We start from the raw sequence: 25,958 nt of genomic DNA on the forward strand, positions 1-25,958 counted from the left end.
CTTGCTTTAGTTTGCCTCACGACCTTTTAGTGCTTGCAAGCGGGAGGTCAGGGGTTCGAATCCCCTCCGCTCCACCAAGTCCAGGAGGCAAAGCTTTACCCCCCGGCAGCATGGCCGGGGGTTGGTTTTTACCGCCCCTCGAGGGCGGGTTGGTGTTGGGCTTGTATCCCCGCGACAAAGGCCTCGTGGAGCCTTTTTCCGAGTCGATGCAGGCTCACCGGCTCACCTTCCTGGCGGAGGAGGCCAGGAGGAGAGGGTAGGTGGTTCAAGCAGACGATCCCCTGCCCTAAAGGGCAGGGGATCTTTGGCGGAGAGGGCGGGATTCGAACCCGCGAGGCAGGTTTAAGCCCGCCTACACGATTTCCAGTCGTGTCCCTTCAGCCACTCGGGCACCTCTCCAAGTGCCAAGCTTGAGTTTAACAAGGCCCGTTTTTATCGTCAAGTAAGCTGAAGGTGTGCGGGTGGTGGTGGCCCACGAGAACCTGGACTTTGACGCCCTGGGCTCCATGGTCCTGGCAGGCAGGCTCTTTCCGGGAAGCGTTCTGGCCTTGATTGGGGGCCTCGAGGGGCCCTTGAAAGAGATTGCCCCCCTTTTGGAGGATCGTCTGGATCTTGTCCCGGCTGCAGAGATTCCTGTGGAAAAGGTGACCGAGGTGGTCCTGGTGGACAACGCCCGCCCCGAGCGCATCGGCCCCTTCAAGGCCCTGGTGGGCCGGGTGCCCTTTCAGGTCTATGACCACCACCCCCGGGCCCCGGGGGACGTGCCTGCGGTGGGGGGCAGGGTGGCCCAGGTGGGGGCCACGGTGAGCCTGCTGGTGCCCCTGGTGCGGGAACGGGGCCTGACGCTCACCCCCTTGGAGGCCACCTTGGCCTACGCGGGGCTTTGGGAGGACACCGGGGGCTTCAGCTTTCCCTCCACCACGCCTTTGGACCTCGAGGCCGCCCACTTTCTCGCCCAGCAGGGAGCGGAGATCCCCCGGGTGCGGGAGTGGGTGCGGCCTCAGCTGGGGGAGGAGGCCCGTGAGATTCTCAAAAGCCTTATCCGCACCGCCAAGGTGGTGGAACGGCAGGGGTTCCGGCTCCTCCTCGCCCGGGCTCAGGAGGAGGGCTATGTGCCGGCCTTGGCCCCCCTTGCCCATACCCTTTTGGACCTGCACGAGGCCGATGGCGTTCTCCTGGTCCTCCGGCTTGCCCGGGAGGTCCTCCTCATCGCCCGGAGCCGGGAACGGTTGGATGTGGGCCGCTGGCTTTCCCAGGTGGGAGGTGGAGGGCACCCGCGGGCGGCCTTTGCCCGGGTGCGGGGGGTGCGCAATGCGGTGCGGCGCCTTCTGGAAAGCCTACCCCAGTACCTGGAACCCGAGCCCACCCTAGCCGAGGTTATGTCCGCGCCTGTGGAAACCTTGCGCCCCACCACCGTGCGGGAAGCCCTGCGGATCCTGGAGGAGCGGGGGTACGGGGCCATGCCCGTGGTGGAGCCCCTGGAGGGGGGAAGGGTGCGGGTCTTGGGCCTGGCCCGGCGAAGGGACCTCAGGAAGGCGGAAAGGCTCGGCCTGGCGGAGCATCCCGTGGAGGGCTTTTTGGCCCGGGCCCTTGTCCTTCCCCCGGAGACCCCCCTTTCCCAGGTGGAGCCCCACTTGAAGGCGGGAGGGGGAAGGGTCCTGGTGGGGGAGAGGTTGGGGGAGGGGGTTAAGCTTCTTGGGATCTTTACCCGTACCGACCTCTACCGCAAGAAGCCCGCTTTGGAGAAGCCTCTGGGGGAGCGGATCCTGGAAGCCTTGCCCGAAGGGGCCAGGCGGGTGGTATTGGCCCTTAGGGAGGCCTTCCCGCAAGGGATCTACCTGGTGGGGGGGGCGGTGCGGGATGCCCTTTTGGACCGGTCGGGCCCCGACCTGGACCTGGTTCTGGAACCGGGGATCAGGGTGGGGGAGGTGGCCCATTTCCTAGTGGAGCGGTTTGGGGGAAGCTACGGCCTGCACTACGCCTTCGGCACCGCCCGGGTGCACGTGAGCTTTGGCCTTACCGTGGACCTGGCGGAAAGCCGCGAAGAGGTCTACCCCTACCCCGGGGCCCTGCCCCAGGTGCGTCCGGCCCCCATCGCCAAGGACCTGGAGAGGCGGGATTACACGGTGAACGCCATGGCCCTGTCCCTGGCGACTTTAGAGCTTTTAGATCCCTATGGGGGCCTCGAGGATCTAAGGAACCGCCTCCTCCGCCCCCTTCATCCCCTTTCCTTCGTAGAGGACCCGAGCCGCATCGTCCGGGGGGCGCGCCTGGCCGCCCGGTTGGCCTTTCGTTTTTCCGAGGAGGCCTTAAAGGCCTTGCCCCCAGCCCTTCTTCCCGAGGTGCTCAAGGGCGCCAGCAAGAGCCGCCTGCGCGACGAGCTCTTCTTGACCCTGGAGGAGGACACCTTCCTCGAGGCCCTTTCCCTTTTGGAGGAGCTTGGCGCTTTGGGTCCCCTCTACGGGCTAAAGCTTCCACCCAAGAACCCCTTTGTGCGGCTTAGGTGGGGGCCTCTGGAAGACGAGGGATTCCCCCCTGGGCGGGGGAGGGTGGAAGCCCGCCTCCTCCTTCTCCTCTACTTCCAGGAAAACCCCCTGGAAAAGGCCTCGGCCCTGGGGCTTCCCAAGCGGTTACAGGAGGCCTTGGCCCTGCTTCTCAAAGGCTCCTGGGAGGAGGCGGACAAGGAGGTCTTGGGAAAAGAACCCCTGCGGAGCGTTTTCCTAGCCCTCTTTCCCGAGAAGGAGGCCTGGCTTACGGAAAAGAGGCGGGTCCTCATGGGACGGGATCTCTTGCAGCTGGGCCTAAAGCCCGGTCCCAGGGTGGGGGAGATCCTGCGCCAGGTGGCCGAGGCGCGGGCCCGGGGGGAGGTAAGGACCTTCGAGGAGGAACTGGCCTTAGCCCGTAGACTGATAGGCGATGGGTCTTTTTCCGTACCTCAATGACCCCCCGGTCTTCCTGGTGGCCTTGGCCCTAAGCGTGTTCGGCTTAGTGATCCACAACCTCTTCCAGGCCTACCTGGCGGACCGTTATGGGGATACGGCTCCCCGCCGCTACGGTTTCCTCTCCTTGGACCTAAAGGCCCACCTTGAACCTTTAGGCCTGGTCTTTTTGCTCCTTTTGGGTTTCGGATGGCCGAGATCCGTACCCACGAACCTTCCGGGAAGGAAGGGGGCCATGGTGGCCCTCATGGGGCCTTTGGGGTTCTTTGTGGCCGCCTTCCTCTATGGCCTTCTCGCCCGCTTCCTGCCCTATCCCTTCGGCGAAGGGCTTTTGCTGGCCCAAAGGCTCATGCTCCTTCACGCCGCCATCTACCTTTTCCCCGTGCCTCCCTTGGATGGGGCCAAGGCCCTCTACGCGGTGGGCGGGTATGAGGCCCGGCGCTTTCTGGAGCAGCTTGCGGCCTACGGACCCCTGGGTTTCATCCTGATCTTTCTGGTTCTCTCCTATACCGGGGTTACCGGGGCGGTGGTCCAAGGGCTTGCGGGCTTCTTGGCCACGCTATACCGGGTCATCGGGTTATGATCGGCCTTTTGCAGCAGGATCCCCTAGCCTTTATCCTTACCTTCGCCGTTTTGGTGTTTAGCCTGGTCCTTCACGAGCTGGGCCACGCCTACGCCGCCTACCTCTTCGGGGACCCCACCGCCAAGCGGGCGGGCCGCCTCACCCTGAACCCCTTGAAGCACCTGGACCCTTTGGGCACGGTCCTCCTCCTCTTCGTGGGCTTCGGCTGGGCCAAACCGGTGCCCATCTACCCCCCGGCCTTCCGCCACTACCGCCTGGGGCTCTTCATGGTCTCCATCGCCGGGATCGCCATCAACCTGGTCCTGGCGGTGCTCTTTGCCCTCCTGGTTCGGGGGCTATTTGCCCTGGATCCCGTGGGAGTGGTCATGACCCTAAGGGGGGAGGGGCAGACTGGGCTTGGCCTGCTGGCCCTGGCGGCCTTTTTCGCCAGCTCCATCAACCTGGTCCTGGCGGTCTTCAACCTCCTGCCCATCCCGCCCCTGGACGGCTCCAAGATCCTGCAAAGCCTCCTGCCCCTTTCCTGGCAGCCCCTCCTTTGGCGTCTGGAGCAGTACGCCTGGCTTTCCTTTCTCCTGATCCTCACCGTGCTCCGGGGGCCCATCCAGGAGGTGTTGCGTTGGGCCAGGAGAGTCTTTTTCGGCTTTTTCTTCGGCTAGACTGGGGGTGTGCGCATCCTCAGCCTGGTCCTGGCGGTTCTCTCCTTCCTTTTGCTACTCCCTGCCCTCCTGCCTCTCCTTGGCTGGCTCAACTGGTTGGTTCTGCCCTTGAGCTTGCTGGCTGCGGGGTTCGGGATCCTTTCTGGGGAAGATCGGGCCTTTAAGCTCGGGCTTTTGGTCCTGGCGGTTTCTGCGTTGCGCCTCCTCTTAGGGGGGGGTTTCCTCTAGCCACTCCCTTAGAACCTTCAGGTTCCAGGTGTCTTCCTCCGGGCTCCTGGGGGTTTCCAGGATGAACACCCTACCCGCCAGCCGGGGGTCCAGGAGCACCCCCTTGAGGCCCTCCCCGATCTGGCCTTGGAGAAGGTGGGCGTGGTGGTCGATGCGGCTTCCCAGGCCGCCCACGGAGTCGTTGAGGTGGACCACGGGTACCCGCTCCAGGCCCACGGTGCGGTCCAGCTCGGTGAGGACGGCTTCCGGGGCCTCCTTCACGTCGTAGCCCGCGGCGTAGGCGTGGCAGGTGTCCAGGCAGACCCCTAAGGGGGTGTCCTGGATGAGCCAGGAGAGCTCCTCAAAGCGCGCCCCCACCTTCTCCCCGCCCCCGGCGGTGTTCTCCACCAAAAGCTGGGGCCTATCCCGCACCCCGGCCAGGCGCAGGGCCCTCAAGAGCCCTTCCTTCACCCGCTCGGGGCTTCCGGAGCCGGGGTGGACCACCACGTACTCCAGACCCAGGAGGCGGGCCTTTTCCAGGTCGTCCGCCAGGCTCATCACGCTCTTTTCCCAAAGCTCCCCTTCCGCCCCCAGGTTCACCAGGTAGGAGGCGTGGACCACCCCGGGAAGCTCCCCCGCCATCTCCCGAAGCGCCCGGAAGGCCTCCACCTCGGTGGAGGAGAGGGCGCGGGTTTTCCAGCTCCTCGGGCTTTTGGCGAAGATCTGGAAGGCGGAAAGGCCCAGGGCCTGGGCCTCCTCCACCGCCCCCGCCACCCCCTTCTTGCCGGCGATGGAGAGGTGGAAGCCGTAGCGCCTCATGGGAGCACCTCCAGCCGTACGGGGGTGGCGCTAAGGGCCCCGATGGCCTTGGCGGCGGCGTAGGAGAGGTCGATGATGTACCGGCCCCCAAAGGGCCCCCGGTCGTTGATGCGCACCACCACGCTCTGGCCGTTCTTGAGGTTCGTCACCCGCACCCGGGTGCCGAAGGGGAGGGAGGGGTGGGCGGCGGTGAGGGCGTGCATGTCGTAGGGCTCGCCGCTGGCGGTGCGGCGGCCGTGGAAGCCGGGGCCGTACCACACCGCTAGGCCCTCCTGGAACACCCTGCCCTTCTCCTGGGGCTCCTGGCGGGGTTCTTCAGGGGTTACCCGCAGGACCTGTCCTGGGCGGATGAGATCGGTTTGAAGCCCGTTCAGGCGCTTAAGCTCGGCCACGCTGAGGCCGTGGGCCTTGGCGATGCGGAAGAGGGTGTCCCCCTTTTGCACGGTGTAGGTCTGCGCCAAGGCGCTGGCGAGGAACAGGGTCAAGACGAGGGCGCGCACCTACACCTCCTGCCAGCCCCGGGGGAAGCGGGAGAGGAGCTCCATGCCGGTTTCCGTGATGAGGACCAGTTCCTCAATCCGCACCCCGCCCACCCCGGGCAGGTAGACCCCAGGCTCCACGGTGACCACCATGCCGGGCTCCAGGGTCTCCTCCGTGTAGGGGGAAAGCCCCGGCCCCTCGTGCACCGCAAGCCCCACCCCGTGCCCCAGGGAGTGGACGAAGTAGCGGTCCAGGTCAAAGCGCTTAAGCTCCTCCCGGGCCAGGGCGTCCATTTCCTTGGTGCTCTTCCCAGGGCCCAAAACTTCTAGGACCCGTTCTAAGGCGGCCAGGGTGGCCGCAAAGGCCCGCTTGAGTTCCCCATCCACCTTTCCCAAGGCTACGGTGCGGGTCATGTCGGAGTGGTAGCCCGCCACTCTGGCCCCCAGGTCCAGGGTGACGAGCTCCCCCGCCTTTAGGGGCTTCTCCGAGGCTCCGGCGTGGGGCAAGGCCCCCCGTTCCCCCGAGGCCACGATGGGGGGGAAGGCTACCCCCTCGGCCCCCCGCCGTCGCAGGAAGAACTCGATCTCCAAGGCCACTTCCCGCTCGGCCACCCCGGGCTTCAGGAGCCCTAAGGCGTGGGCCAGGGCCTCTTCGGCCAGGGCCTGGGCCTTCCGGATCTGGGCCACCTCCTCCGGGGCCTTCTTCAGGCGCAGACGCTCCACCACCCCCTTGGTGGGCACCCACTCCGCGGGGGCAAGCTCCCGCAGGCGTTCCAGGGCGGCGTAGGGGAGGTGCTCGGCCTCAAAGCCCACCCGGCCCCTTAGGCCCTTGAAGACCTCCTCCTTCTCCTCACGTCTCAGGACCTTGGCGGGGATGCGGCTTTCCCTTTCCGCCTCGGGGTAGCGGGGGTCGGTGAGGAGGAAGGCCTCCCCCTCCAGGAGGAGGACCTGGGCGTCCTCGGGGTGGGGAAAGCCGGAGAGGTAGCGGACGTTTTCTGGACGGGTGATGTAGAGGGCGTCTAGCCCCAGGGAGTCCAGCAGGGTCTTGGGGTCCAACACGGGGCCACTATACCACTCGCCTAGCCCTCCTCCAGGTTTACGCCCCGGTAGACCTCGTCCACCGCCAGCTCCAAGGAGGGGCAGGGGAGGGGGAGGCTTTCCCCCGGTCCCAGGCGGAGGTAGGTCCACTTGTTTCCCTCCCGCAGGTAGGCCTCGAGGCCCACCCGGCGGCTGTCCAGGAGGAGGTAGGCCCGCAAGGAGGGGAGCCTGAGGTAGTGCCATAGCTTCTTCCCCCGGTCCAGGTCCTCGGTGCTTTCCGAGCGGATGGGGCTTTGCTCCTCCAGTTGGAGGTAGGCCTCGAGGCTGAGGGCCTTTCCCGAGGGTTCGGCCATGCCCTTATCCTAGCTTCGCCACGCTAAAGCGCACCCGGCCTTCCTCGTCCTCCAGCAGGGTGGTGTGGCCGGGGAAGAGGCCTGGGGCAAACTCCAGGGCCAAGACCTCCTCGGCGATCCAGCCGCCGTGCCGCTTTAGGGCCTCCAGGTATGGCCCTTCCGCCTCGTAGCCCACCCGGATGCGGTCGGAGACCTTCAGGCCCATCTCCTTGCGGGTCTGCTGCAGGTGGCGGATGAGGTCCCGGGCCAGGCCCTCAAGCCTCAGCGCCTCCGTGACCCTGACCTCCAAGGCGGCCACGTACCCGTCCTTCTCCAGGGCCTGGTACCCCTCGGGGGCCTGGGCTTCCAAAAGCACTTCCTCGGGCGCGAGGACCAGGGTTTCCCCTTCCACCGTTAGCGCCACGGGCTCCCCCTTCAGGACCAACCTGGCCACCCTTTCGGCCTCCCTTTGCAGGGCCTCGCGGAGGGCAGGCACCCGCTTGCCGTACTTCTTCCCCAAAAGCTTCAGGTTGGGAAGGACGCGGTAGGAGAGGACCTCCTCTCCCGGCTCCAAAACCCGCACCTCCTTGACGTTGAGCTCCTCGGCGATCTCGGGGGCGAAGTGCCTTAAGCCCTCCCGCTCCAAGGCGCTGGGGGCGGTGAGGAGGAGAAGGGGGAGGGGGGTACGGGTCTTGACCCCGCTTCTGGCCCTGGCCGAGCGGGCCAGGTCTACCACCTTGAGCACGGCGCGCATCTTGGCCACCAGCTCCGCGTCCACCAGGCGGGGATCCACCTCCGGCCAGTCGGCGAGGTGCACGGAGAGGGGGGCCTCAGGGCGCACGGAGCGCACCAGGTTCTGCCAGAGCACCTCCGCCAGGAAGGGGGTGAAGGGGGCGGAGAGGGTGGCGACGAGGACCAGGGCCTCGTACAGGGTAGCGTAGGCGGCCTCCCGGTCCAAGGCGTCCTCGTTCTTCCAGTACCGCCTCCTTCCACGGCGTACGTACCACTGGGAAAGGTCCTCCACCACGAAGTCCCGCAGAGCGCGGGCGCTGGTGGTGGGGTCGTAGGCCTCGAGGGCCTCCGTCACCTTCTGGATTAGGTCCTGCATCCGGGCGAGAAGCCAGCGGTCCAGCTCGGGGCGCTTCTCCGGAGGGGGCGGGTTCCTCAGGTCCGGTCGGTCCAGGTTGGCGTAGGTGACGAAGAAGCTGTACACGTTCCAAAGGGTGAGGAAGTAATCCCGCACCGTCTCCCGCACCAGGTTGGGCCCAAAGCGGCGGTCCGCCTCCGGGGGCGCAGAGATGTAGATGTACCACCTGAGGGCGTCGGCCCCAAACTCCCGGATGATGTCCCAGGGGTCCACCACGTTCCCCTTGGACTTGCTCATCTTCTGGCCCTTTTCGTCCAGGATGAGGCCGTGGCAGATGACGTTCTTGAAGGCGATGGAGCCGAAGAGCATCACCCCCAGTTGGTGCAGGGAGTTGAACCAGCCCCGGGTCTGGTCGATGCCCTCGGCGATGAAGTCGGCGGGGAAGGCCTCCTTGAACTCCTCCTGGTTCTCAAAGGGGTAGTGCAAGGAGGCGAAGGGCATGGCCCCGGAGTCGTACCAGACGTCGATCACGTAGGGCACCCGCCGCATGGTGCCTCCGCAGGCGCAGCGGAGCTCCACCCGGTCCACATGGGGGCGGTGGGGGTCGAAGGGCTCGGGGAGGGGATGGGTGGCCCGCTCCCGGAGCTCGGCGATGCTCCCGATGGCCTCTTCTTTCCCGCAAGCGTCGCAGACCCAGATGGGCAAGGGGGTCCCCCAGTAGCGGTTGCGGCTTAGGGCCCAGTCCACCAGGTTCCTTAGCCACTCCCCGTAGCGCCCCTCCTTGATGTGGGGCGGGACCCAGTTGATCTCCTGGTTCTTCCGGATCAGCTCCTCTTTGAAGAGGGTGTTTTTGATGAACCAGGTTTCGGTGGCGTAGTACATGAGGGGGGTGGAGCACCGCCAGCAGTGGGGGTAGCTGTGGAGGTAGCTCTCCTCCTTGAAAAGGAGGCCTCGAGCCCGGAGGTCTTTCAGGATGGCCCGGTTGGCCTCGCGGAAAAAGAGGCCCTTAAAGGGCTCCACCAGGAGTTTGCCCTCCTCGTCCACCGTTTTCAGCACGGGAAGGCCGTAGCGGCGGCCCGTCTCCAGGTCCTCAGCCCCGAAGGCCGGAGCCTGGTGAACGATGCCCGTGCCGTCCTCCCGGCTCACGTACTCCGCCAGGACCACGAAGTAGCCCCGCTCCACCCCTTGGGGATAAGGAGGCTCGTAGGGGAGGCCCTCCAGCTCCTTGCCTGAGAAGGTCTTGAGGATGGGGGTTTCCTCGCCCAAGAGCTTTTTCCCCAGGCTTTCCTCCAGGATGAGGGCCTCTTCCTCCTCCTGGAAGGCGGCGTAGGTGAACTCCGGGTGTACCGCCGCCGCCACGTTTCCGGGCAGGGTCCAGGGGGTGGTGGTCCAGATGAGGAGGCTGGCCTTTTCCAGGCCCAACCTCTGGGGCTCCTTCAGGGGCAGGCGCACGTAGACCGAGGGATCGGTGATCTCCTTGTAGCCCAAGGAGAGCTCGTGGGAGGAAAGCGGGGTGCCGCAGCGGGGACAGTAGGGCACCACCTTGTGGTCCCGGTAGAGGAGGCCCCGGTTGAAGAGCTCCTTCAGGCTCCACCAGATGCTTTCCACGTAGGTGGGGTGCAAGGTGGCGTAGGCGTTTTTCAGGTCCACCCAGTAGGCGATGCGCTCGGTGAAGGCCTCCCACTCCTTCTCATAGGTGAAGACCGACTCCCGGCAGGCCTGGTTGAAGCGCTCAATCCCGTAGGCCTCGATCTCCCGCTTGCTCTTTAGCCCCAGCTTCTTCTCCACCTCCAGTTCCACGGGAAGCCCGTGGGTGTCCCAGCCGGCTCGGCGGGGCACGTAGTAGCCCCGCATGGTCTTGTAGCGGGGGAAGAGGTCCTTGTAGCTCCGGGCCTGGGCGTGGCCCACGTGGGGCATGCCGTTGGCGGTGGGGGGGCCTTCGTATATGGTGTAACGGGGCCGCCCTTTGCGGTTTTCCACGCTTTTCTCAAAGATCCTCTCCTGCTTCCAAAACTCCAGGACCTCTTCCTCCAGCCTGGGAAAGTTGGGTTCGCCGACCTCCTTGAACATACGCTCCTCCCTAAAGGAACGCCCGCGCCTTTGGGGCGCGGACGAAAGCGCAAGGGCTTCCGCGGTACCACCGCGCTTCCTGGAGATAGCCTCCAGGCCCTCATTTTCGCGCGATTACGGGCGCACCCGGCGGGCATTACTCAGGGCTTTCCCTTTTCCTCCCGCGGCTCCGGGGTGATCTTCCCACCTTTCCTCACCACCGGGCTTCCACCCTCCCCGGCTCGCTCTGGGCTCTTGGAAAGGGGTACTCTCCCCATCCTCGCCTTTACAGCTCACGCCCCCTGGGGTAAAATCCCCCCTTGGCGGCTAAGCCCATGCTAGCAGCCCTCCTCTTCCTTGACAACGCCTGGGCTGGGTCTGCTAGAATCGAGCTAAGCCGGTCCGCTTCCCGACAAAAGGAGTAGCCATGGAGCTGTACTTGGATACGGCCAACTTGGAGGAGATACGGGAGATTGCCGCCTGGGGGGTGCTCTCCGGGGTGACCACCAACCCCACCTTGGTGGCTAAGGAGTATGCGGGCCGAGGGGCAAAGCTGACCGAGGAGGTTTTGTTCGCTCACCTACGGACCATATGCGAGGTGGTGAAGGGGCCCGTGTCCGCAGAGGTGACCACCTTGGAGGCAGGGGCCATGGTGGCGGAAGGACAGCGGCTTGCCGCCATCCACCCCCACATCGTGGTCAAGCTGCCCACCACCGAGGAGGGCTTGAAGGCTTGCAGGCGGCTTTCCGCCGAAGGCATTAAGGTCAACATGACCCTGATCTTTTCTGCCAACCAGGCCCTTTTGGCCGCCCGGGCAGGGGCGAGCTACGTTTCGCCCTTCTTGGGGAGGGTGGACGATATCTCCTGGGACGGCGGGGAGTTGTTGCGAGAGATCGTGGAGATTATCCAGGTGCAGAACCTGCCCGTCAAGGTTATCGCCGCCTCCATCCGCCACCCCCGCCATGTGACGGAGGCGGCTCTTTTGGGGGCGGACATCGCCACCATGCCCTACGGTGTGTTCAAACAGCTCCTCAGGCACCCGCTTACGGATATAGGCCTCAAGCGCTTCATGGAGGACTGGGAGAAGGTTAAGCCATGAGAAGAAAAGCGGATACCCAACAGGAAGCACCCCTTACCTACCAGGAGCTTTCGGCGAAGATCCTTCCGGAGCTTCACCTCCTGGCCCAGGAGGCGGGGATTGAGAACTACAAGCGCATGAAGAAGGACCAGCTCATCATGGCCCTCCTGGAGCGGCAGACCCAGGGGGAGGGCTTGCAGCTGGTCAAGGGCTACCTGGAGATCAGCCCGGATGGGTACGGGTTCATCACCGAGAACCTGTACAATCTGGATTCCAGAGTCGCCATCGTGTCCGCCGGGCTCATCCGGCAGTACGCCCTAAGAAGCGGGGACTACATCGTGGGCCGGGTGCGGCCGCCCCGGGATAACGAGCGCTACGGCACCCTCCTCAAGGTGGAGGCGGTGAACGACCTGGACCCCGAGGCGGCCAAGAACCGGCCCCGCTTTGACGAGCTCATCCCCCAGTTCCCCGACCGGCAGATCCGGCTGGAGACCACCCCCGATGAGCTTTCCACCCGGGTGATCGACCTCCTGGCCCCCATCGGCCGGGGGCAGCGGGGGCTGATCGTGGCCCCGCCCAAGGCGGGTAAGACCACCCTCCTCAAGAAGATCGCCAATGCGGTCCTGAAGAACGAGCCCGACATCAAGGTGATCGTGCTCCTCATCGACGAGCGCCCCGAGGAGGTCACGGACTTCCGGGAAAGCGTGCAGGGGGCCGAGGTCATCGCCAGTACCTTTGACGAGCCACCTCAGAACCACATCCGGGTGGCGGAGTTCGTGCACGAAAGGGCCAAGCGCATCGTGGAGGATGGGGGGCACGTGATGATCCTCCTGGACTCCATCACCCGCCTGGCCCGGGCCAACAACCTGGTGACGCCGCCCACGGGCCGCACCCTTTCAGGCGGTTTGGACTCCGCGGCCCTCTACTTCCCCAAGCGCTTCCTGGGGGCAGCCCGCAACATCCGGGGTGGGGGAAGCCTCACCATCCTGGCCACCGCCTTGGTGGAAACGGGAAGCCGCATGGACGACGTGATCTTTGAGGAGTTCAAGGGCACGGGCAACATGGAGCTTCACCTCTCCCGCCGCCTCGAGGAGCGCCGCATCTTCCCGGCCATCGACATCCTGAAGTCCGGGACCCGCCGGGAGGAGCTCCTCTTGGGCGAGGAGGTGGTGCACAAGATGTGGCTTCTGCGCAAGGTCCTGGCGGACATGGACCCGGCGGAGGCCATGGAGATGCTCCTGGCCCGCCTGGGGCGCACCAAGAACAACAAGGAGTTTCTGGCGTCCTTGGCCGCCCGTTAGGCGGGGTTTTCCCTTGGGGGGCGGGCTTTCCGCCCCCCAAGGCCTTGTGCCCCTTGCCTTTTCCCCGCTTGGTCCTGGTATAATCCCCGCGAGGTTTTGGCGGGGTTTGGGAGGTGAGCATTGCGGGGAATATGGGGAAGTTTATGGCTCTTGGTTTCCTCTTTGGCCTTCGCTAAGCTGCCTGTTCTTAGCCCCCTTCCCCTCCCGGAGAACACGGTGGAGGTGGGCCGGGTGGCCAAAAAAGGGTGGGTGCTCTATGAGGTAAAGCCTGGGGATACCTTGGCAGGAATTGCCGCCCGGTATGGGGTAGATCCCCGGCACATCATGTGGTCCAGCAACCTGCAAAGCGACCGCTTGCAGGTGGGGCAGAGGCTACTTATCCCCTTGGCGGCCGTGGAGGACCGTTCCCCCCGGGTACCCCCGGGGGTGGAGGTGTACCGGGTGCGCCCGGGGGATACCCTGCAGGGAGTGGCGAGCCGTTATGGTATAAGCGTTCTGGACCTAGTTTCTGCGAACCCTTCCTTAGAGAGCCTGGACCGGCTGGTGGCGGGGAGCGTCCTCTACATTCCAAGAAAGGCTAAGGGTTTGGTGGTATCCCTGCCCGAGGGGCAGACCCTGGTGGACCTGGCGGCCCGTTTCGGCCTCTCCCCAGTGGCGGTGGCCCGGGCCAATGGGGTTAAGGATCCCTTGGACTTGAAGCCAGGGGACTTGGTCCTCTTGCCCGGCATCCAGGCCAAAACCACGTACCAGCGCCTTCTGGCCAAACAGGAGGCGGAGCGCCAAGCCCGCCTCGAGGCGGAGCGGCGTCGCCAGGAGGAGCTAAGGCGCCTGGCGGAGGAACGCAGGAAGCAGCAGGCCCTGGCCCAGCAACGTGCCCGGCAGGTGCAACAGGCTCAGACCCAGCGGCCCCAGGTGCGCCGGGTGAGCTACCAGGAAGGGGCCATGCGCTGGCCCCTTTCCGGTTTCCGCATCACCACCTACTTTGGCCAGCGGGGGGCTTTCCAGCGTTTCCACACGGGGATCGATCTGGCCGCCCCCTACGGCACCCCCATCGTGGCCGCCAAGGCGGGCCAGGTGGAGGTGGCGGGCTGGAGCTCCATGGGCTATGGTTTCCACGTGGTGCTGGACCATGGCGGAGGGGTGGAAACCCTCTACGCCCACATGTCCCGCATCGCCGTGCGGCCCGGGCAGTGGGTGGAGGCTGGGGAGGTGATTGGCTACGTGGGCTCCACCGGCTGGTCCACGGGGCCCCACCTGCACTTCGAGGTCCGGGTGAACGGGGTGGCCCGCAACCCCTTGGCCTATTTGCCTTGAGTAAGTTTTAGTGCCCCGGGGGCCTTTGGGCCCCCGGCTTCTTTTGGCTTGACCCGGCGGGCGGTAAGCTGGAGGATGGAGGACGGGATGGAGAAGGGTACCTTCCAGATCAAGACCGGCTTTGCCGAGATGTTCAAGGGCGGGGTGATCATGGACGTGACCACCCCCGAGCAGGCGGTGATTGCCGAGGAGGCGGGGGCGGTGGCGGTGATGGCCCTAGAGCGGGTTCCCGCCGACATCCGGGCCCAGGGGGGCGTGGCCCGCATGTCGGACCCCAAGGTGATCAAGGAGATCATGGCCGCGGTGTCCATTCCCGTGATGGCCAAGGTGCGCATCGGGCACTTCGTGGAGGCCATGATCCTCGAGGCCATCGGGGTGGACTTCATCGACGAGTCCGAGGTCCTCACCCCCGCGGATGAGGAGCACCACATCGACAAGTGGAAGTTCAAGGTGCCCTTCGTGAACGGGGCCCGGGACCTGGGGGAGGCCTTAAGGCGCATCGCCGAGGGGGCGGCCATGATCCGCACCAAGGGGGAGGCGGGCACGGGCAACGTGGTGGAGGCGGTGCGCCACGCCCGCACCATGTGGAAGCAGATCCGCTACGTCCAGTCCCTCCGGGAGGACGAGCTGGTGGCCTACGCCAAGGAGATTGGGGCCCCCTTGGAGCTGGTGAGGTGGGTCCACGACCACGGCCGCCTCCCCGTGGTGAACTTCGCCGCTGGCGGTATCGCCACCCCGGCCGACGCCGCCTTGATGATGCACCTGGGCATGGATGGGGTCTTCGTGGGAAGCGGCATCTTCAAGTCCGGTGATCCCAGGAAGCGGGCCCGGGCCATCGTGCGGGCGGTGACCCATTACAACGACCCCGAGGTGCTGGCCGAGGTCAGCGAGGACCTGGGCGAGCCCATGGTGGGCATCAACCTGGACCAGCTGAAGGAAGAGGAGCGCCTGGCCAAGCGGGGCTGGTGAGGGCATGGCCAAGGCGGTCTGCGGGGTCTACGAGATTCACCCCGAGCGGGTGGAGAAGGCCCGGGCCGCCTTGCCCAAGGAGGGGGTGCTCCAGGAGGCCGTCCTCCTCCTCAAGGCCCTGGCCGACCCCACCCGGATGCGGCTTCTTTTGGCCTTAAAGGCGGCGGGGGAGCTTTGCGTCTGCGACCTGGCCCTTTTGGCGGGGGTTTCCGTTTCCGCGGTGAGCCACCAGTTGAGGCTTTTGCGTCAGGCCCGGCTGGTGGCCTTTCGTCGGGAGGGGAAGCAGGTCTATTACCACCTGGCGGACCACCACGTGGAGAGGCTGCTGGAAGGAGCCCTAGAGCACGCATTGGAGAACACTTGAACAACTACTCAAGTAATGCTACCCTGGGGGCATGGAGGCTCCCAGGGTCCGTGTGTTCCGGGTGGAGGGTCTGGACTGCGCTGACTGCGCCTTAAAGGTGGAGAAAGCCCTTTCCGGGGTGCCTGGGGTGGTGCAGGCCCAGGTCAGCTTTGCCAGCGGTAAGGCGTATCTGCACCTCGAGGTCCCTGGGGCGGAGAAGGAGGCGGAAAGGGTGGTTTCCGCCTTGGGCTATCGCCTGAGGCCTGAGGGGGAAGCGGGGAGGAGTGTTTTTGGACCCTGGCGCTGGGCCTTGGCCTCCGGGGGGCTTCTCCTGTTGGCCTTTTTAGCCTCTTTCCTTCTTCCTCCTGGATTAGCCTCTTGGGGCTATGGGCTGGCGGCCTTGGTGGGGGTTTTCCCCCTGGCTCGTCGTGCGGTGGCTGTGTTCCGGCAAAATCCCTTCAGCATGCAAACCTTGGTCACGGTGGCCACCCTAGGGGCCATGCTCATCGGGGCGGAGGCCGAGGCGGCGGTGGTGGTCTTCCTCTTCCTCGTGGGGGAGGTGCTGGAGGCTTATAGCGTGGCCCAGGCCCGCCGGGGTCTTAGGGTCCTGGGGGAGCTCCTCCCCCGGAGGGCCTACCGGCTGGGGGACGGCGGGGTGGAGGAGGTGCCCCTCGAGGCCCTCCGGGTGGGGGACCGGGTGCGGGTGCCCCCGGGGGAGCGGGTGCCCGCGGACGGGGTGGTCCTCTCCGGGGAGGCCCTGGTGGAGGAGGCCGCCTTCACCGGGGAGCCCTTGCCCCAGGCAAAGGCCCAGGGGGATAGGGTCTACGGGGGGAGCTTGGTGGCGGAGGGCAGCCTGGTCCTCCGGGTGGAGCGTCCCCCCAAGGAGGGCTTCCTGGCGGAGATGGAACGCCTGGCGGAGGAGGCCCTTCTCAAGAAGAGCCAGGTGGAGCGGGTGGTGGATGCCTTCAGCCGCCGTTATACCCCAGCGGTCCTGGCCCTGGCTGGATTTGTGGCCTTGGTGCTTCCCCTTTTTCAAGGGGATTTCCTGGGACATGTGTACAAGGCTTTGGCCCTTCTCCTCATCGCTTGCCCTTGTGCCCTGGTGGTATCGGTGCCGGCCGCCATCGCCGCCGGGGTGGCCCGGGGGGCTAGGGCAGGGGTGCTCTTTAAGAGCGGGGCGGCCCTAGAGCGTTTGGCTGGGGTACGTTATGTGGCTTTGGACAAGACGGGGACCCTGACTTTGGGAAGGCCCCGGCTGGTGCGGGTGGTTCCCTTTGGGGTTTCGGCGGAGGAGGCCTTGGCCTTGGCGAAGGGGGTGGCGGAGGGTTCCTCCCACCCCTTGGCCCGGGCGGTGCGGGAGGCTTTGGGCCCTAAGGCCTTGCCCTCAGAGGAGCATCGGGCGGTGCCGGGCCTAGGGGCCTTCGCCCGGGTGGAGGGGAAGGAGGTGGGTTTGGTGCGGCCCGAGGTCTGGGACCTACCCCCAGAAGTAGAGGCCCAGGTGAAGGCCCTGGCGGAGGAGGGCCTGAGCCTTTCCCTCTTGGTTAAGGAGGGGGCTCCCCTGGCCCTCTTGGCCTTCCAGGATACCCTCCGCCTCGAGGCCCGGGAAGCTTTGGCCGGACTGCGTCGACTGGGCCTTAAGCTCCTATTGCTCACGGGGGACCGGGAGGCCTCTGCTTTGGCCTTGGCACAAGCCCTGGGCTTGGCCCCCGGGGAGATCCGGGCAGGTCTTTCTCCCTTGGATAAGCTTCGCCTGGTGGGGGAGTTGGAGGGTAGGGGGGGTGTGGCCATGGTGGGGGACGGGGTGAACGACGCCCCGGCCCTGGCCCGGGCCAGGGTGGGGCTTGCCGTGGCCGGGGGCACGGGGATGGCCTTGCAGAGCGCAGACGTGGGGCTTCTAAGCCTTTCCGCCTTGCCCCAGGCCTTCCGGCTAAGCCGTCTGGCCCTGGGCGTGGTCCGCCAGAACGTGGCCTTGGCGGTGGGGCTCAAAGGGCTATTTCTTCTCACCACCTTGGTGGGCTTGACCGGGCTTTGGCCGGCGGTTTTGGCGGACAACGGGGCCTTGATCTTGGTGACCCTGAACAGCTTGCGCCTTCTCTGGACCCGCTTGTAGGTTATAATGCCTCCATGCCAAAGGTCTATCCGCGTTTGCTGGAGCAGTTTTTCCAGAGTGAGGCCAAAGGGGGTGTGCTCCTTTTCCTAGCGGCCCTTTTGGCCTTTGTCCTGGCCAATACCCCCTGGTCTAGTCTCTACTTTGCCCTGCGGGAGGTGCCTGCGGGTGTTCGGCTGGGGGCTTTTGGCCTGGAAAAGCCCCTTCTCCTTTGGGTCAACGATCTCCTGATGGCTCTTTTCTTCCTTCTGGTGGGGCTTGAGCTAAAGCGGGAGGTTCTTTCAGGGGAGCTAAGGGAGCCCCGGCGGGCGGGCCTGGCACTGGCTGGGGCTTTGGGGGGTATGGCGGTTCCTGCCCTCCTCTATCTGGGGGTGAACCCTGGTTTGCCCGAGGCCCGGGGCTGGGGGGTGCCCATGGCCACCGATATCGCCTTTGCCCTTGGGGTGTTGGCCTTGGTGCCCCGGGTGCCCCTGGGACTTAAGCTCTTTCTCACCGCTTTGGCCATTGTGGACGACCTGGGGGCCGTGTTGGTGATCGCCATCTTTTACACAGGGGGCTTGGAACCTCTACCCCTGGGCTTGGCGGCCCTAACCTTGGGGTTAGGCCTGCTCCTAAACCGCATGGGGGTCTGGCACCTCTGGCCCTACATGCTCCTGGGATTGCCCCTGTGGTACTTTGTCCTCAAGTCTGGCCTCCACGCCACCTTGGCTGGGGTGTTTCTAGCCTTGGCTATTCCTTTGCGGCGGGCTAGGCCCTTCCAAGGAGCTACGTCTGCCCAAGATCCAGAGGATTTGGAGGGGGAGTTGGAGGGCCTCGAGGAGGAGGTGGAGGAAGCCCAAAGCCCCCTGCACCGTCTGGAGCACGCCCTACATCCCTGGGTGGCGTATGGGGTGCTTCCCACCTTCGCCTTCTTCAATGCCGGGGTGGCTTTGACAGGCCTGGAGTTTGGGGTGGTGGCCCTGGGGGTGGCCCTGGGGCTTTTACTGGGCAAACCCCTGGGGATCCTCCTTTTGGTCTGGCTCGCCCTGCGCCTCCGGCTTGGGGTTTTGCCTGAAGGGGTGGACCTAAAGGGTATCCTGGGGGTAGGTTTCCTTGCGGGCATCGGCTTTACCATGGCCCTCTTTATTGCGGGCCTCGCCTTTGAAGGGGACCTTCTGGACCAGGCCAAGGTGGGGGTGATGGCCGCCTCCTTATTGGCCGGGCTTTTGGGCTTCACCCTGGTGCGGGCTTCCCTTGACAGGGGCCGGGCCTAGGTCCAGGATGAGGGGCGTGGTCGGTGTTCTAGCCCTGCAAGGGGATTTCCGCGAGCACAAGGAGGTGCTTAAGCGCCTGGGCATAGGGGCAAAGGAGGTGCGAAAGAAGGAGCACCTGGAGGGGCTGGAGGCCCTCATCGTGCCTGGCGGGGAGTCCACCACCATAGGCAAGCTGGCCCGGGAATACGGAATCGAGGACGAGGTGCGCAGGCGGGTGGAAGAGGATTCCCTGGCCCTCTTCGGCACCTGCGCCGGGGCCATATGGTTAGCCAAGGAGATCCTGGGCTACCCGGAGCAGCCCCGGTTGGGAGTGCTGGATGTGGCGGTGGAGCGCAACGCCTTCGGCCGCCAGGTGGAGAGCTTTGAGGAGGAAGTGGAGATCGAGGGCCTCGGACCCTTCCGCGGGGTCTTCATCCGCGCCCCCGCCTTCCGGCGGTTGGGAGAGGGGGTGGAGGTCTTGGCGGAGCTAGGGGACCTGCCCGTCCTGGTGCGCCAGGGGAAGGTGCTCGCCAGCGCCTTCCACCCCGAGCTCACCCCTGACACCCGTCTGCACCGCCTCTTCCTGGACCTGGCGGGGCTTTAGCCCCCGTAGGCCAGGCGGCGCCAGAGCCACTCCAGGGGCCCCTGGGGAAAGCGGAGCAGCCAGAGGTGGGCCAAGGCCACCTGTAATACCACCCCACGGGGACTTCGTCCCCGTGGAGGCCCTGGTGATACCCTTTTCTGTAGTATCCTTCTTCCATGCCTCAGGTAGCCCGTCACCTGACCCTGAGGGAACTGGAGCGGAGGTACAAAAAGGCCAAGGACCCGGCGGAAAAGACCCGCTTCCAAGCCGTCTACCACGCGGCCAAGGGCCTCTCCGCCAGGGAGATCGCCCGCATCACCCTGCAGACCCCCCGCTGGGTGCACGCCACCGTGCGCCGGTACAACCTCCTGGGCCCCGAAGCCCTGCGGGATGGGCGGCACAACAACCCCGGACCCCGGCCCAAGCTCACCCCGGAGGAGACCCTAAAGGTGCTGGAGGCCCTGGAGGGTCCCCCTCCGGACGGGGGCTTGTGGACGGGGCCCAAGCTGCAGCGGTGGGTGGCGGAACATTTGGGAAAGCGGCTTTCCCTCGTCACGAGCGGAGCTCGTATCTTGACCCCCATCTACCGCCTACTCCACGAGGCGGGGTTTGCCCTGCGGGTACCGCGCCCGGTGCACCGGAAGGCGGAGAGGGAGGCACAGGAGGCGTTCAAAAAAACTCCGCCAAGAGGTGGAGGCGGCCCGGGCAGCGGGGCGAAGGGTGAGGGTGTTGGCCTACGATGAGCACCGGATGGGGCTGAAGCCGGTGTACCGGCGGGTGTGGGCCCGGCGGGGGGAGAGGCCTAAGGCGGTGGTGGCGCACCGGTACCGGTGGTTCTACCTGTGCACCTTCGTGGAGCCGGAGACGGGGGAGAGCCTGAGCCTTCTGGTGGATGGGATAGACACCGGGGTGATGAGCTGGGTGNGGGTGATGAGCTGGGTGTTGCGGGAGTTCCGGGGGTGGCTTGGGGAGGGGGGGTTCGGCCGGTGTTTTTGCCTCCCTACTCCCCGGAGCTGCAGGCGGTGGAGGGGCGGTGGTTGGTGCTGCAGGGGGACCGGGAGCTCCTCAGGAGGCACACCCTCTTCCACTGGTGGCCCGGGGCGAAGGGTTTAGCGTGAAAGGGTATTACCCCCACCAGGGTTGGAACCCAGGTGGGGGTATCCCGAAGAACGTGGCCGTCGTGGCTACCTTTCAGGATTGTTTCGGAAAAGACGTTGAGCCTCGGGATCAGGGGATACCTCAGTGGGACCCGCGGACTGGGGAGACACACCGGTGCGGCAACGGATGCTGTATTTCCATGCTGTACCTGGGTCGGGCCCAACCACCGTTACCCTGAATGTATTCTGGCCTGGTTGCTTGCGGAAGATGTTGTCAAACTGCCCCGCGCCCGGCCCGGAGATGCCGCCAGGATATTTCGGATCACCGTCGTATCGGCTACTGCCTCGCCAACCCGTGTCCAAAACCTGGGTGCCCACGGGGTATTCCACGAAGATCCGGTCAGGGATGCTGTACGTGTCAAAGGCGATGTCAAAGACAGCCCCGTCGGGGATCACGCTGATATCCCAGTTGTCCCGGGTGATTCCGTAACCCCCGCTGTTGGCTGCCTTCCAGACGTTGCAGATGTTGAGGTTGTAATCGTTGCTCTGCTCCGGCATCTCGATATAGACGGGGACCACCTGGCTAGCCCGGGTGGTGCCAGCACTGAGCTGGATAGTCAGCCCGTAGGCTCCCGGGTTGCTATAGGCGTGGGAAATACTTTCATTGTGCGGGCTTCGGCTAGCGCTCACATTCCGGCTTCCCGTGGTTCCGTCGCCAAAGTTCCAAGACAGGGAAAAGTTGGCGGACTGCTGCGTGAGGTGCAGAACCTTGATGTTGAAGACGTAGGTCTCATCTTTTCTGCCGTTGGAAATCTCGGGAGGGGTAACCTGCATGTTGGGCCCCAAGGTGGGGCGTATTCCCGCGGTGCCCACCTGCACATCGTAGCAAGCGTAGGTGTCCTTATACTTCACCACATCGTAGGTCATCCCCAAGGTGTCTACAATGGTGGGCACCACCAGGAACTTTCCGAACGATTTGACTCCCTTTAGCTGGCCCAACCTCCGCTCTACCTCCTGGGCCGCCCGCAGTTCTCTATTAAGCTGTTGCTGCAGGAGAGCCCTCTCTTGGTTGAGGACGTACAAGCCCACCTGGTTGGAGAACCTGAGGTCGACTTCCCCACTCTTGGTGAAGTAATTCTTGCCCCGCTTTCTACCCAGGATCGCGATGTCGCTTCTGTACTTTTGGGCCAGGTCTTTCCACTGGGCACCCGGATTACTCCTCAGATTGGGGTCGGCAATTTCCCGTTCTATCCGGGCGATCCGGTCTTGAGAAATCACTATTCTCAACCTGTGTAAATTTCTCGCGTACTCTGCTCGCCCAATCTGGTATTCCACATCGTTAAAGTAAGCGTTCACCCCCGCGTTAGCGATTGCAACCATCGCTGAAAGCACGCTTTCGTCCAAAGCTGCATCGACCAAGTCTCCACCTGGTCCCACAAACCCAGATAAAGTTAGCGCGAACTCAATCCAACCCCTTGTGGTAGCAATCCCGTTTAGATCAACCAGAAGGTCTTGCAGGGGGAAGGCCCCGTTTGTTTTGGACCAGCCACCCAGCGCAGAAGGCACGAGGCACACCAGGTACCGACCATCTAGAGAGCCGGACAGGTTAAGGGTTTTGGTAGCAGGGCCCGTGAGCCAGCGGAAGGACAGGTCCGCCTCGGGAATCACCACTTCTCTCCCCGTAGAGAGTATCTGCTCGCTCTCGTAGCCCATCCAGCCCGCGGCCCAAGTGATGGACGTATTGTTGGTTACCTCAAGAGCTCCCCCCACGAAGCGAACATCCGGGGTGTCGGTGGGCGATTGCGAAAGAGGCTCTATGGTATTGGGGAGGCTGGCGATGAGGTTAGCCACAAGATCGCCCGCAATTTCGGCGCTGAGGGCGACAATCCCATCATCCTCGTAGGGGCTCTCGCCCCGCTCAACCGCGTCTCGGATCCTTCGCACCAACTCGCTGTAGCGGGGGTGCTGTTGCACCTGAGGCTCAATTGCCTCCAAAGAGGGGAGGCCAAGGGTGATCCAGTCCACCCAGTCCCAATAGGCGACCATGCTGAGAGCTGTGCTCTCAACGCTGATGGCAACCTCGGTTTGGCCAGGTTTGATCAGGGCCGCACCCATGAGGCGTATTGGGTCCCGGTCGTTGTTTGGAACGTGATAGGCTTTAACGACGGAGTAGAAGCCGTTGGGATTCCCCACCAGGTTGGAGGCTGTGCTTAGAGTCTGCAGAGTCCCCCTAGGGGCCTCAAGACCGTTTGTGAAAACCAGCGGCTGGCTGGTAGGAAGTAGGTTCACAACCCTTACAGCCCCTACAGGGATATTGGCCTGCTGGAAAAGTAGCGAAAGGGTATCTGGAGAGGGGGGTTCTTCCCTGGTCTGCCATGCACAACCGGTCCACATGATCAAGCCCACCAGTACCGCACCCCAAAAGAACCTAGCCATGGTGCCTTTACCTCCTCCTCACATCTATACATACATCCATGGGCCGTGTCAACAACCTGTAATTCCTTCGTTTGCTACTTGATCTGCACCCCTTGGGTATGAGAAAAGGGGGATGCTATGCGACCCGATCGCGAGCATCCCCTTTACCATCTTGACGCAGAAACCCTCCTGGTGGCTACCTACATCTGGGTCGACGACGCCCTCAAGGCCCTCCAAGCCCAAGGCATCCGCCTCCCCAAACCTCAGCGCCACCAAAAAGCTACCCTCCCCGAGCTCTTGACCATCGCCCTCTTCCTGACCTTCCTGGGCCTCGACCTCAGCAAAGGCTACCTCCTCGTACAAGCCCTCCTCCGCCCTTACTTCCCCTCCCTACCCCACCTCTCCCGCTTCCTCCGCGTCTTGCAAAACGCCCAGTCCCTCCTGGCCCACCTGGCCCTCCGCCTGGCCCAGGGGCCCAGCCTCCTGCACGTGGTGGACTTGAAGCCCCTGCCCATGGCCCACGGCCACCGCATCCGGGGCTACGCCCTGCCTGGTTCCGGGGTTGGGGTCGGCCCTCTGGGGGGCTTTGCGGGCTACGCCCTGGTGGGGGTCATCAACGACCGGGGGCTGTTTCACCGCTGGGCCCTTCTGCCCGGGAATGCCCGGGAGACCTGGGCCAGGGAGCTTCTGGAGGGCTTGGAGCATGTCCTAGGGGACCGGGGCTTTCGTTGGGTGGAGGGGGTGGTCACGCCGCCCTACCGCACCCGGGGAGGGAAGGTGGTAGGCACCCCTTGGAGAGCATGGATGGGGAGGGTGAGGAACTGGATAGAGACGCGTTTCAGCGTGATGGTGCGTTCCCTAGGGCTTCACCGGATGGAGGCCCGGTCCTACTAGGGCTTGGTGGCGAGGGTGAACCTCATCCTTTTGGCACACAACCTCATCCGGAGTCGGGTCCTCCTGAAGATGGCGGGGGTGGAGCTTTGAGGTAGCAAACGAAGGGATCTCTTAAACGGGACTGGGGAACGGGGGGATCAGCCTCGGGTGATTGCCTGTACTTGGGAAAGAGGGCCTGGGTCCAAAGGGAGGGGGGTTTTAAGGTATGCTTAGCCCGTGCGGCCACCTCTGGTTCTCCTGGCCCTAATCCCCCCGCTCCTTCTCCTCGTGCGGAAGCCCACCTTGAGCCTTCTCCTGCTTTTAGGCTTCTCCTTCCTCCTCCTTTGGGGGGGCCTCGGGACGAGGGGAGCCCTAGCGGCCCTGCACGCTCTTTTCGCCTTTTTCCTGGGCGGGGAGGTTCTCGAGGGGAGCCCGCTTCGCCTCCCCTCGTGGGGGCTCAGGTTCCGCTGGGCGGTCCTCCTCACCCTGCCCTGGGCCCTCGGGGTCTTTCTGCTTTGGCTCGGCCTCCTGGAGGGGGTGCTGGGCCTGGCCCTGGGGGGAGGAGCCTTGGCCCTCCTGGGCTTTCTCCCCTTACGCTCCTCCTTGGAACGGGGCCTTCGGGCGGTGGGGAAAGAGGTCCGGGAGAGAGAGGCCGCTGGGTATGGGGAAGGGGAGGAAGCGCTCTTGGGTCACGGGCGTAGCCCGTATCTTGAACACCTCAGGGCCGCCCTGGCGGGGGTGGACCTCGAGGCTCCCCCCGCCCGCCTGCGCCTGGCCTGGTCCTCGAGGGGAGTTCGCCTCCTCTCCGGAGGGGAGGAAGCCCCTGGGGGCTGGAGGGAGGCAACCTTCGCCCTAGATGAGCTCCTTCCCGGCTTCGACGCTCGGTTTCCCCAGGGCTTCTGGGACTGGGACGGGGTGCTGGAGGCCCTGGGCTACCCGGAAACACCCTCATGGCTTGACTGGGACGACCCTTGGGGAAGCCTGGACCGGCACGATCCCACCTGGCGGGCGCGCCTCCTCCGCCACCCTCGCTGGCTTGCCCTGAAGGAGGAGGCCCTGCAGGCCGCCAAGGAAGCCCTCCTGTGGCGCCTCTTCTCCTACCTCCGAGGGGTTGCGGACCTTTAATCCCTAGGGGCGCATTCTGGTGTACATGCGCGGGAAGGGTATGGCCTCCCGCACGTGGCTAAGCCCACAGATCCAGGCCACGGTGCGCTCCAGCCCCAGGCCGAAGCCCGCGTGGGGCACGCTGCCATAGCGGCGGAGGTCCAGGTACCACCCGTAGACCTCCTCGGGGAGGCCGAACTCGCGGATCTTGCGCTTGAGGAGGTCCAGGTCGTGGATGCGCTGGCTTCCCCCGATGATCTCCCCGTAGCCCTCGGGGGCCAGGAGGTCGTCGTTGAGGACCAGCTCGGGGTCCTCGGGGTCGGGCTCCATGTAGAAGGCCTTGATCCGGGCGGGGTAGCGCTCGATGAAGACGGGGCGGTCAAACCGGCGGCTGATGGCCGCCTCGTGGGGGGCGCCGAAGTCCTCCCCGTAGGGCAGGGGAGGCACCTCGGGGTCTTCTTCCGCCAGCCGGTTCACCAGGGCCACGGCCTCCCGGTAGGTGAGCCGGGGGTAGGGGCCTTGGGCGGCGGGCTCGAGGGCCTTGGGGTCCCGTTCCAACATCTCCAGCTCCTTGGCCCGCCGCTCCAGCACCCGGCCCACCAGGTAGCTCACCAGCTCCTCCTGGAGAGCCATGTTCTCCTCGTGGGTCATGAAGGCAACCTCTGGTTCTATCATCCAGAACTCCAGGAGGTGGCGGCGGGTTTTGCTCCTTTCCGCGCGGAAGGTGGGGCCGAAGGTGTAGACTTTGCCGTAGGCCAGGGCCCCGGCCTCGGCGTAGAGCTGGCCCGACTGGGAGAGGTAGGCCTTCTCCCCGTCAAAGAGGTCCACCTCAAAGAGGTCGGTGGTGCCCTCCACGGCGCTGGGGGTGAGGATGGGGGCGTCGAAGCGGAGGAAGCCCCTTTCGGCGAAGAAGTCGTGGATGCCCCGCTCGATTTCGTCTCGGATGCGCATCACCGCGAAGGGGCGGCGGTGGCGGAGCCAAAGGTGGCGGTGGTCCATGAGGAAGTCGATGCCGTGCTCCTTGGGGCCGATGGGGTACTCCCCTTGGGGGAGGCTCACCACCTCCAGGCCCCGCACGGCGAGCTCGTACCCCCCGGGGGCCCGCTCGTCCTTACGCACCACGCCCCACACCCGGAGGGCAGTCTCCTGGGGCAGGCGGTCCGCCTGCTGGAAGACCGCTTCCGGCACCTCCCCATGGAACACCGTGGCCTGAAGGAAGCCCGTGCCATCCCGGAGGATCAGGAAGTGGATCTTGCCCTTGGAGCGCTTTTGGTAAAGCCAGCCGCGGAGCTCCACCTCCTGTCCCTCGTGCCGGGGGATCTCGTCAATGAACACCCGCATACCTCAAGGAGT

At 65.1% G+C, this 25,958-nt stretch carries 23 protein-coding genes, 1 tRNA gene, 1 pseudogene and 1 other annotated feature; of the genes and pseudogenes, 16 read left to right on the top strand and 9 right to left on the bottom strand.

All coding sequences use genetic code 11. The features are described from left to right. Positions 1–305: 305 nt before the first annotated feature. Positions 306–399: transfer RNA gene (locus L1087_RS04195), tRNA-Ser, on the bottom strand. A 56-nt stretch (positions 400–455) separates the two neighbouring features. Between L1087_RS04195 and L1087_RS04200 the strand changes: the two genes are divergently transcribed. Genes L1087_RS04200 through L1087_RS04215 form a run of 4 tightly spaced genes read left to right on the top strand, consistent with a single transcriptional unit; the run spans position 456 to position 4,406 of the window. Continuing rightward, positions 456–2,942 (top strand): CBS domain-containing protein, encoded by a 2,487-nt coding sequence (locus L1087_RS04200; protein WP_234557773.1) that lies wholly within the window; start codon positions 456–458, stop codon positions 2,940–2,942. Next, complete coding sequence (locus tag L1087_RS04205) at positions 2,917–3,522, top strand: zinc metalloprotease (protein WP_135260815.1); 606 nt, start codon at positions 2,917–2,919, stop codon at positions 3,520–3,522. Before L1087_RS04200 ends, L1087_RS04205 begins: the two co-directional genes overlap by 26 nt. Then, entirely contained in the window at positions 3,519–4,178 is a 660-nt protein-coding gene (locus L1087_RS04210) for a site-2 protease family protein (RefSeq protein ID WP_234557774.1), read from the top strand. Before L1087_RS04205 ends, L1087_RS04210 begins: the two co-directional genes overlap by 4 nt. A gap of 9 nt (positions 4,179–4,187) precedes the next feature. Next, positions 4,188–4,406 carry a hypothetical protein gene (locus tag L1087_RS04215; RefSeq protein WP_038046014.1) on the top strand — a complete coding sequence of 73 codons (219 nt, stop codon included), beginning with the start codon at positions 4,188–4,190 and terminating at the stop codon, positions 4,404–4,406. Here L1087_RS04215 and nfo read toward each other — a convergent pair. Genes nfo through ileS form a run of 5 tightly spaced genes read right to left on the bottom strand, consistent with a single transcriptional unit; the run spans position 4,386 to position 10,210 of the window. Continuing rightward, a complete protein-coding gene (nfo, locus tag L1087_RS04220; protein ID WP_234557775.1) occupies positions 4,386–5,204 on the bottom strand; it encodes an endonuclease IV in 819 nt (272 codons plus the stop codon). The genes L1087_RS04215 and nfo overlap by 21 nt on opposite strands. Further along, positions 5,201–5,704, bottom strand: coding sequence for a septal ring lytic transglycosylase RlpA family protein (locus L1087_RS04225; RefSeq protein ID WP_135260822.1), 504 nt, complete (start codon positions 5,702–5,704; stop codon positions 5,201–5,203). The genes nfo and L1087_RS04225 overlap by 4 nt, the downstream gene beginning before the upstream one ends. Further along, positions 5,705–6,739, bottom strand: coding sequence for a M24 family metallopeptidase (locus L1087_RS04230; RefSeq protein ID WP_234557836.1), 1,035 nt, complete (start codon positions 6,737–6,739; stop codon positions 5,705–5,707). It abuts the gene before it with no gap. Positions 6,740–6,762: 23 nt separating this feature from the next. Further along, positions 6,763–7,074, bottom strand: coding sequence for a Uma2 family endonuclease (locus L1087_RS04235; RefSeq protein WP_135343428.1), 312 nt, complete (start codon positions 7,072–7,074; stop codon positions 6,763–6,765). Positions 7,075–7,078: 4 nt separating this feature from the next. Then, positions 7,079–10,210, bottom strand: coding sequence for an isoleucine--tRNA ligase (ileS, locus tag L1087_RS04240; RefSeq protein WP_234557776.1), 3,132 nt, complete (start codon positions 10,208–10,210; stop codon positions 7,079–7,081). 34 nt (positions 10,211–10,244) lie between these two features. Then, positions 10,245–10,479, bottom strand: a binding site (T-box leader). A 137-nt stretch (positions 10,480–10,616) separates the two neighbouring features. Here ileS and fsa point away from each other — a divergent pair. The 8 genes from fsa (at position 10,617) to pdxT (ending at position 19,137) form a co-directional block, all read left to right on the top strand. After that, positions 10,617–11,288: a fructose-6-phosphate aldolase gene (fsa, locus tag L1087_RS04245; protein WP_234557779.1), complete on the top strand. Its 672-nt coding sequence runs from the start codon at positions 10,617–10,619 to the stop codon at positions 11,286–11,288. Continuing rightward, the gene (gene rho / locus L1087_RS04250; protein WP_038042125.1) at positions 11,285–12,568 is read left to right on the top strand and encodes a transcription termination factor Rho; all 1,284 of its coding nucleotides are present in this window, start codon (positions 11,285–11,287) and stop codon (positions 12,566–12,568) included. Before fsa ends, rho begins: the two co-directional genes overlap by 4 nt. Before the next feature lie 120 nt (positions 12,569–12,688). Beyond that, complete coding sequence (locus tag L1087_RS04255; protein WP_234557780.1) at positions 12,689–13,882, top strand: LysM peptidoglycan-binding domain-containing M23 family metallopeptidase; 1,194 nt, start codon at positions 12,689–12,691, stop codon at positions 13,880–13,882. Positions 13,883–13,969: 87 nt separating this feature from the next. Then, positions 13,970–14,851, top strand: a complete 882-nt coding sequence (gene pdxS / locus L1087_RS04260; protein WP_054391771.1) for a pyridoxal 5'-phosphate synthase lyase subunit PdxS — start codon at positions 13,970–13,972, stop codon at positions 14,849–14,851. Positions 14,852–14,855: 4 nt separating this feature from the next. Further along, positions 14,856–15,215: an ArsR/SmtB family transcription factor gene (locus tag L1087_RS04265; protein ID WP_135343433.1), complete on the top strand. Its 360-nt coding sequence runs from the start codon at positions 14,856–14,858 to the stop codon at positions 15,213–15,215. Positions 15,216–15,246: 31 nt separating this feature from the next. Next, the gene (locus L1087_RS04270) at positions 15,247–17,304 is read left to right on the top strand and encodes a heavy metal translocating P-type ATPase (RefSeq protein WP_234557781.1); all 2,058 of its coding nucleotides are present in this window, start codon (positions 15,247–15,249) and stop codon (positions 17,302–17,304) included. Between the two features lie 14 nt (positions 17,305–17,318). Next, entirely contained in the window at positions 17,319–18,554 is a 1,236-nt protein-coding gene (nhaA, locus tag L1087_RS04275) for a Na+/H+ antiporter NhaA (RefSeq protein WP_234557782.1), read from the top strand. Positions 18,555–18,561: 7 nt separating this feature from the next. Then, a complete protein-coding gene (gene pdxT / locus L1087_RS04280) occupies positions 18,562–19,137 on the top strand; it encodes a pyridoxal 5'-phosphate synthase glutaminase subunit PdxT (RefSeq protein ID WP_234557783.1) in 576 nt (191 codons plus the stop codon). Here the strand turns inward: pdxT and L1087_RS13175 are convergent. Further along, positions 19,134–19,394, bottom strand: coding sequence for a DUF418 domain-containing protein (locus L1087_RS13175; RefSeq protein ID WP_326490698.1), 261 nt, complete (start codon positions 19,392–19,394; stop codon positions 19,134–19,136). The two genes, pdxT and L1087_RS13175, sit on opposite strands and share 4 nt — an antisense overlap. Between L1087_RS13175 and L1087_RS04285 the strand changes: the two genes are divergently transcribed. Next, complete coding sequence (locus L1087_RS04285; RefSeq protein ID WP_267964675.1) at positions 19,293–19,859, top strand: winged helix-turn-helix domain-containing protein; 567 nt, start codon at positions 19,293–19,295, stop codon at positions 19,857–19,859. The genes L1087_RS13175 and L1087_RS04285 overlap by 102 nt on opposite strands. Before the next feature lie 243 nt (positions 19,860–20,102). Further along, positions 20,103–20,234, top strand: coding sequence for a transposase (locus L1087_RS04290; RefSeq protein WP_234557784.1), 132 nt, complete (start codon positions 20,103–20,105; stop codon positions 20,232–20,234). 66 nt (positions 20,235–20,300) lie between these two features. On the opposite strand, the gene L1087_RS04295 is transcribed toward L1087_RS04290, so the two are convergent. After that, on the bottom strand, positions 20,301–22,649 hold the full coding sequence (locus L1087_RS04295) for a PKD domain-containing protein (RefSeq protein ID WP_234557785.1): 2,349 nt from the start codon (positions 22,647–22,649) through the stop codon (positions 20,301–20,303). Positions 22,650–22,766: 117 nt separating this feature from the next. On the opposite strand from L1087_RS04295, the pseudogene L1087_RS04300 reads away from it, so the two are divergent. Both L1087_RS04300 and L1087_RS04305 read left to right on the top strand, forming a co-directional pair. Further along, positions 22,767–23,612 (top strand): annotated as a pseudogene (locus L1087_RS04300) (transposase). A gap of 126 nt (positions 23,613–23,738) precedes the next feature. Next, entirely contained in the window at positions 23,739–24,626 is an 888-nt protein-coding gene (locus L1087_RS04305) for a hypothetical protein (protein WP_234557788.1), read from the top strand. Between the two features lie 3 nt (positions 24,627–24,629). Here L1087_RS04305 and asnS read toward each other — a convergent pair whose 3' ends face one another. Then, complete coding sequence (gene asnS / locus L1087_RS04310; RefSeq protein WP_234557789.1) at positions 24,630–25,946, bottom strand: asparagine--tRNA ligase; 1,317 nt, start codon at positions 25,944–25,946, stop codon at positions 24,630–24,632. Positions 25,947–25,958: the final 12 nt, after the last annotated feature.

Origin of the sequence: Thermus tengchongensis, from assembly GCF_021462405.1 — a bacterium.
In the GTDB taxonomy this organism is placed as follows: Bacteria; Deinococcota; Deinococci; order Deinococcales; family Thermaceae; genus Thermus; species Thermus tengchongensis.

Coding starts and splice junctions, on each gene's coding strand:
- L1087_RS04205 (WP_135260815.1), top strand. CDS start 2,917: ATGGGTCTTTTTCCGTACCTCAATGACCCCCCGGTCTTCCTGGTGGCC.
- nfo (WP_234557775.1), bottom strand. CDS start 5,204: ATGAGGCGCTACGGCTTCCACCTCTCCATCGCCGGCAAGAAGGGGGTG.
- L1087_RS04210 (WP_234557774.1), top strand. CDS start 3,519: ATGATCGGCCTTTTGCAGCAGGATCCCCTAGCCTTTATCCTTACCTTC.
- pdxT (WP_234557783.1), top strand. CDS start 18,562: ATGAGGGGCGTGGTCGGTGTTCTAGCCCTGCAAGGGGATTTCCGCGAG.
- nhaA (WP_234557782.1), top strand. CDS start 17,319: ATGCCAAAGGTCTATCCGCGTTTGCTGGAGCAGTTTTTCCAGAGTGAG.
- ileS (WP_234557776.1), bottom strand. CDS start 10,210: ATGTTCAAGGAGGTCGGCGAACCCAACTTTCCCAGGCTGGAGGAAGAG.
- rho (WP_038042125.1), top strand. CDS start 11,285: ATGAGAAGAAAAGCGGATACCCAACAGGAAGCACCCCTTACCTACCAG.
- fsa (WP_234557779.1), top strand. CDS start 10,617: ATGGAGCTGTACTTGGATACGGCCAACTTGGAGGAGATACGGGAGATT.
- L1087_RS04270 (WP_234557781.1), top strand. CDS start 15,247: ATGGAGGCTCCCAGGGTCCGTGTGTTCCGGGTGGAGGGTCTGGACTGC.
- pdxS (WP_054391771.1), top strand. CDS start 13,970: ATGGAGAAGGGTACCTTCCAGATCAAGACCGGCTTTGCCGAGATGTTC.
- L1087_RS04295 (WP_234557785.1), bottom strand. CDS start 22,649: ATGGCTAGGTTCTTTTGGGGTGCGGTACTGGTGGGCTTGATCATGTGG.
- L1087_RS04235 (WP_135343428.1), bottom strand. CDS start 7,074: ATGGCCGAACCCTCGGGAAAGGCCCTCAGCCTCGAGGCCTACCTCCAA.
- L1087_RS04265 (WP_135343433.1), top strand. CDS start 14,856: ATGGCCAAGGCGGTCTGCGGGGTCTACGAGATTCACCCCGAGCGGGTG.
- L1087_RS04285 (WP_267964675.1), top strand. CDS start 19,293: ATGCCTCAGGTAGCCCGTCACCTGACCCTGAGGGAACTGGAGCGGAGG.
- asnS (WP_234557789.1), bottom strand. CDS start 25,946: ATGCGGGTGTTCATTGACGAGATCCCCCGGCACGAGGGACAGGAGGTG.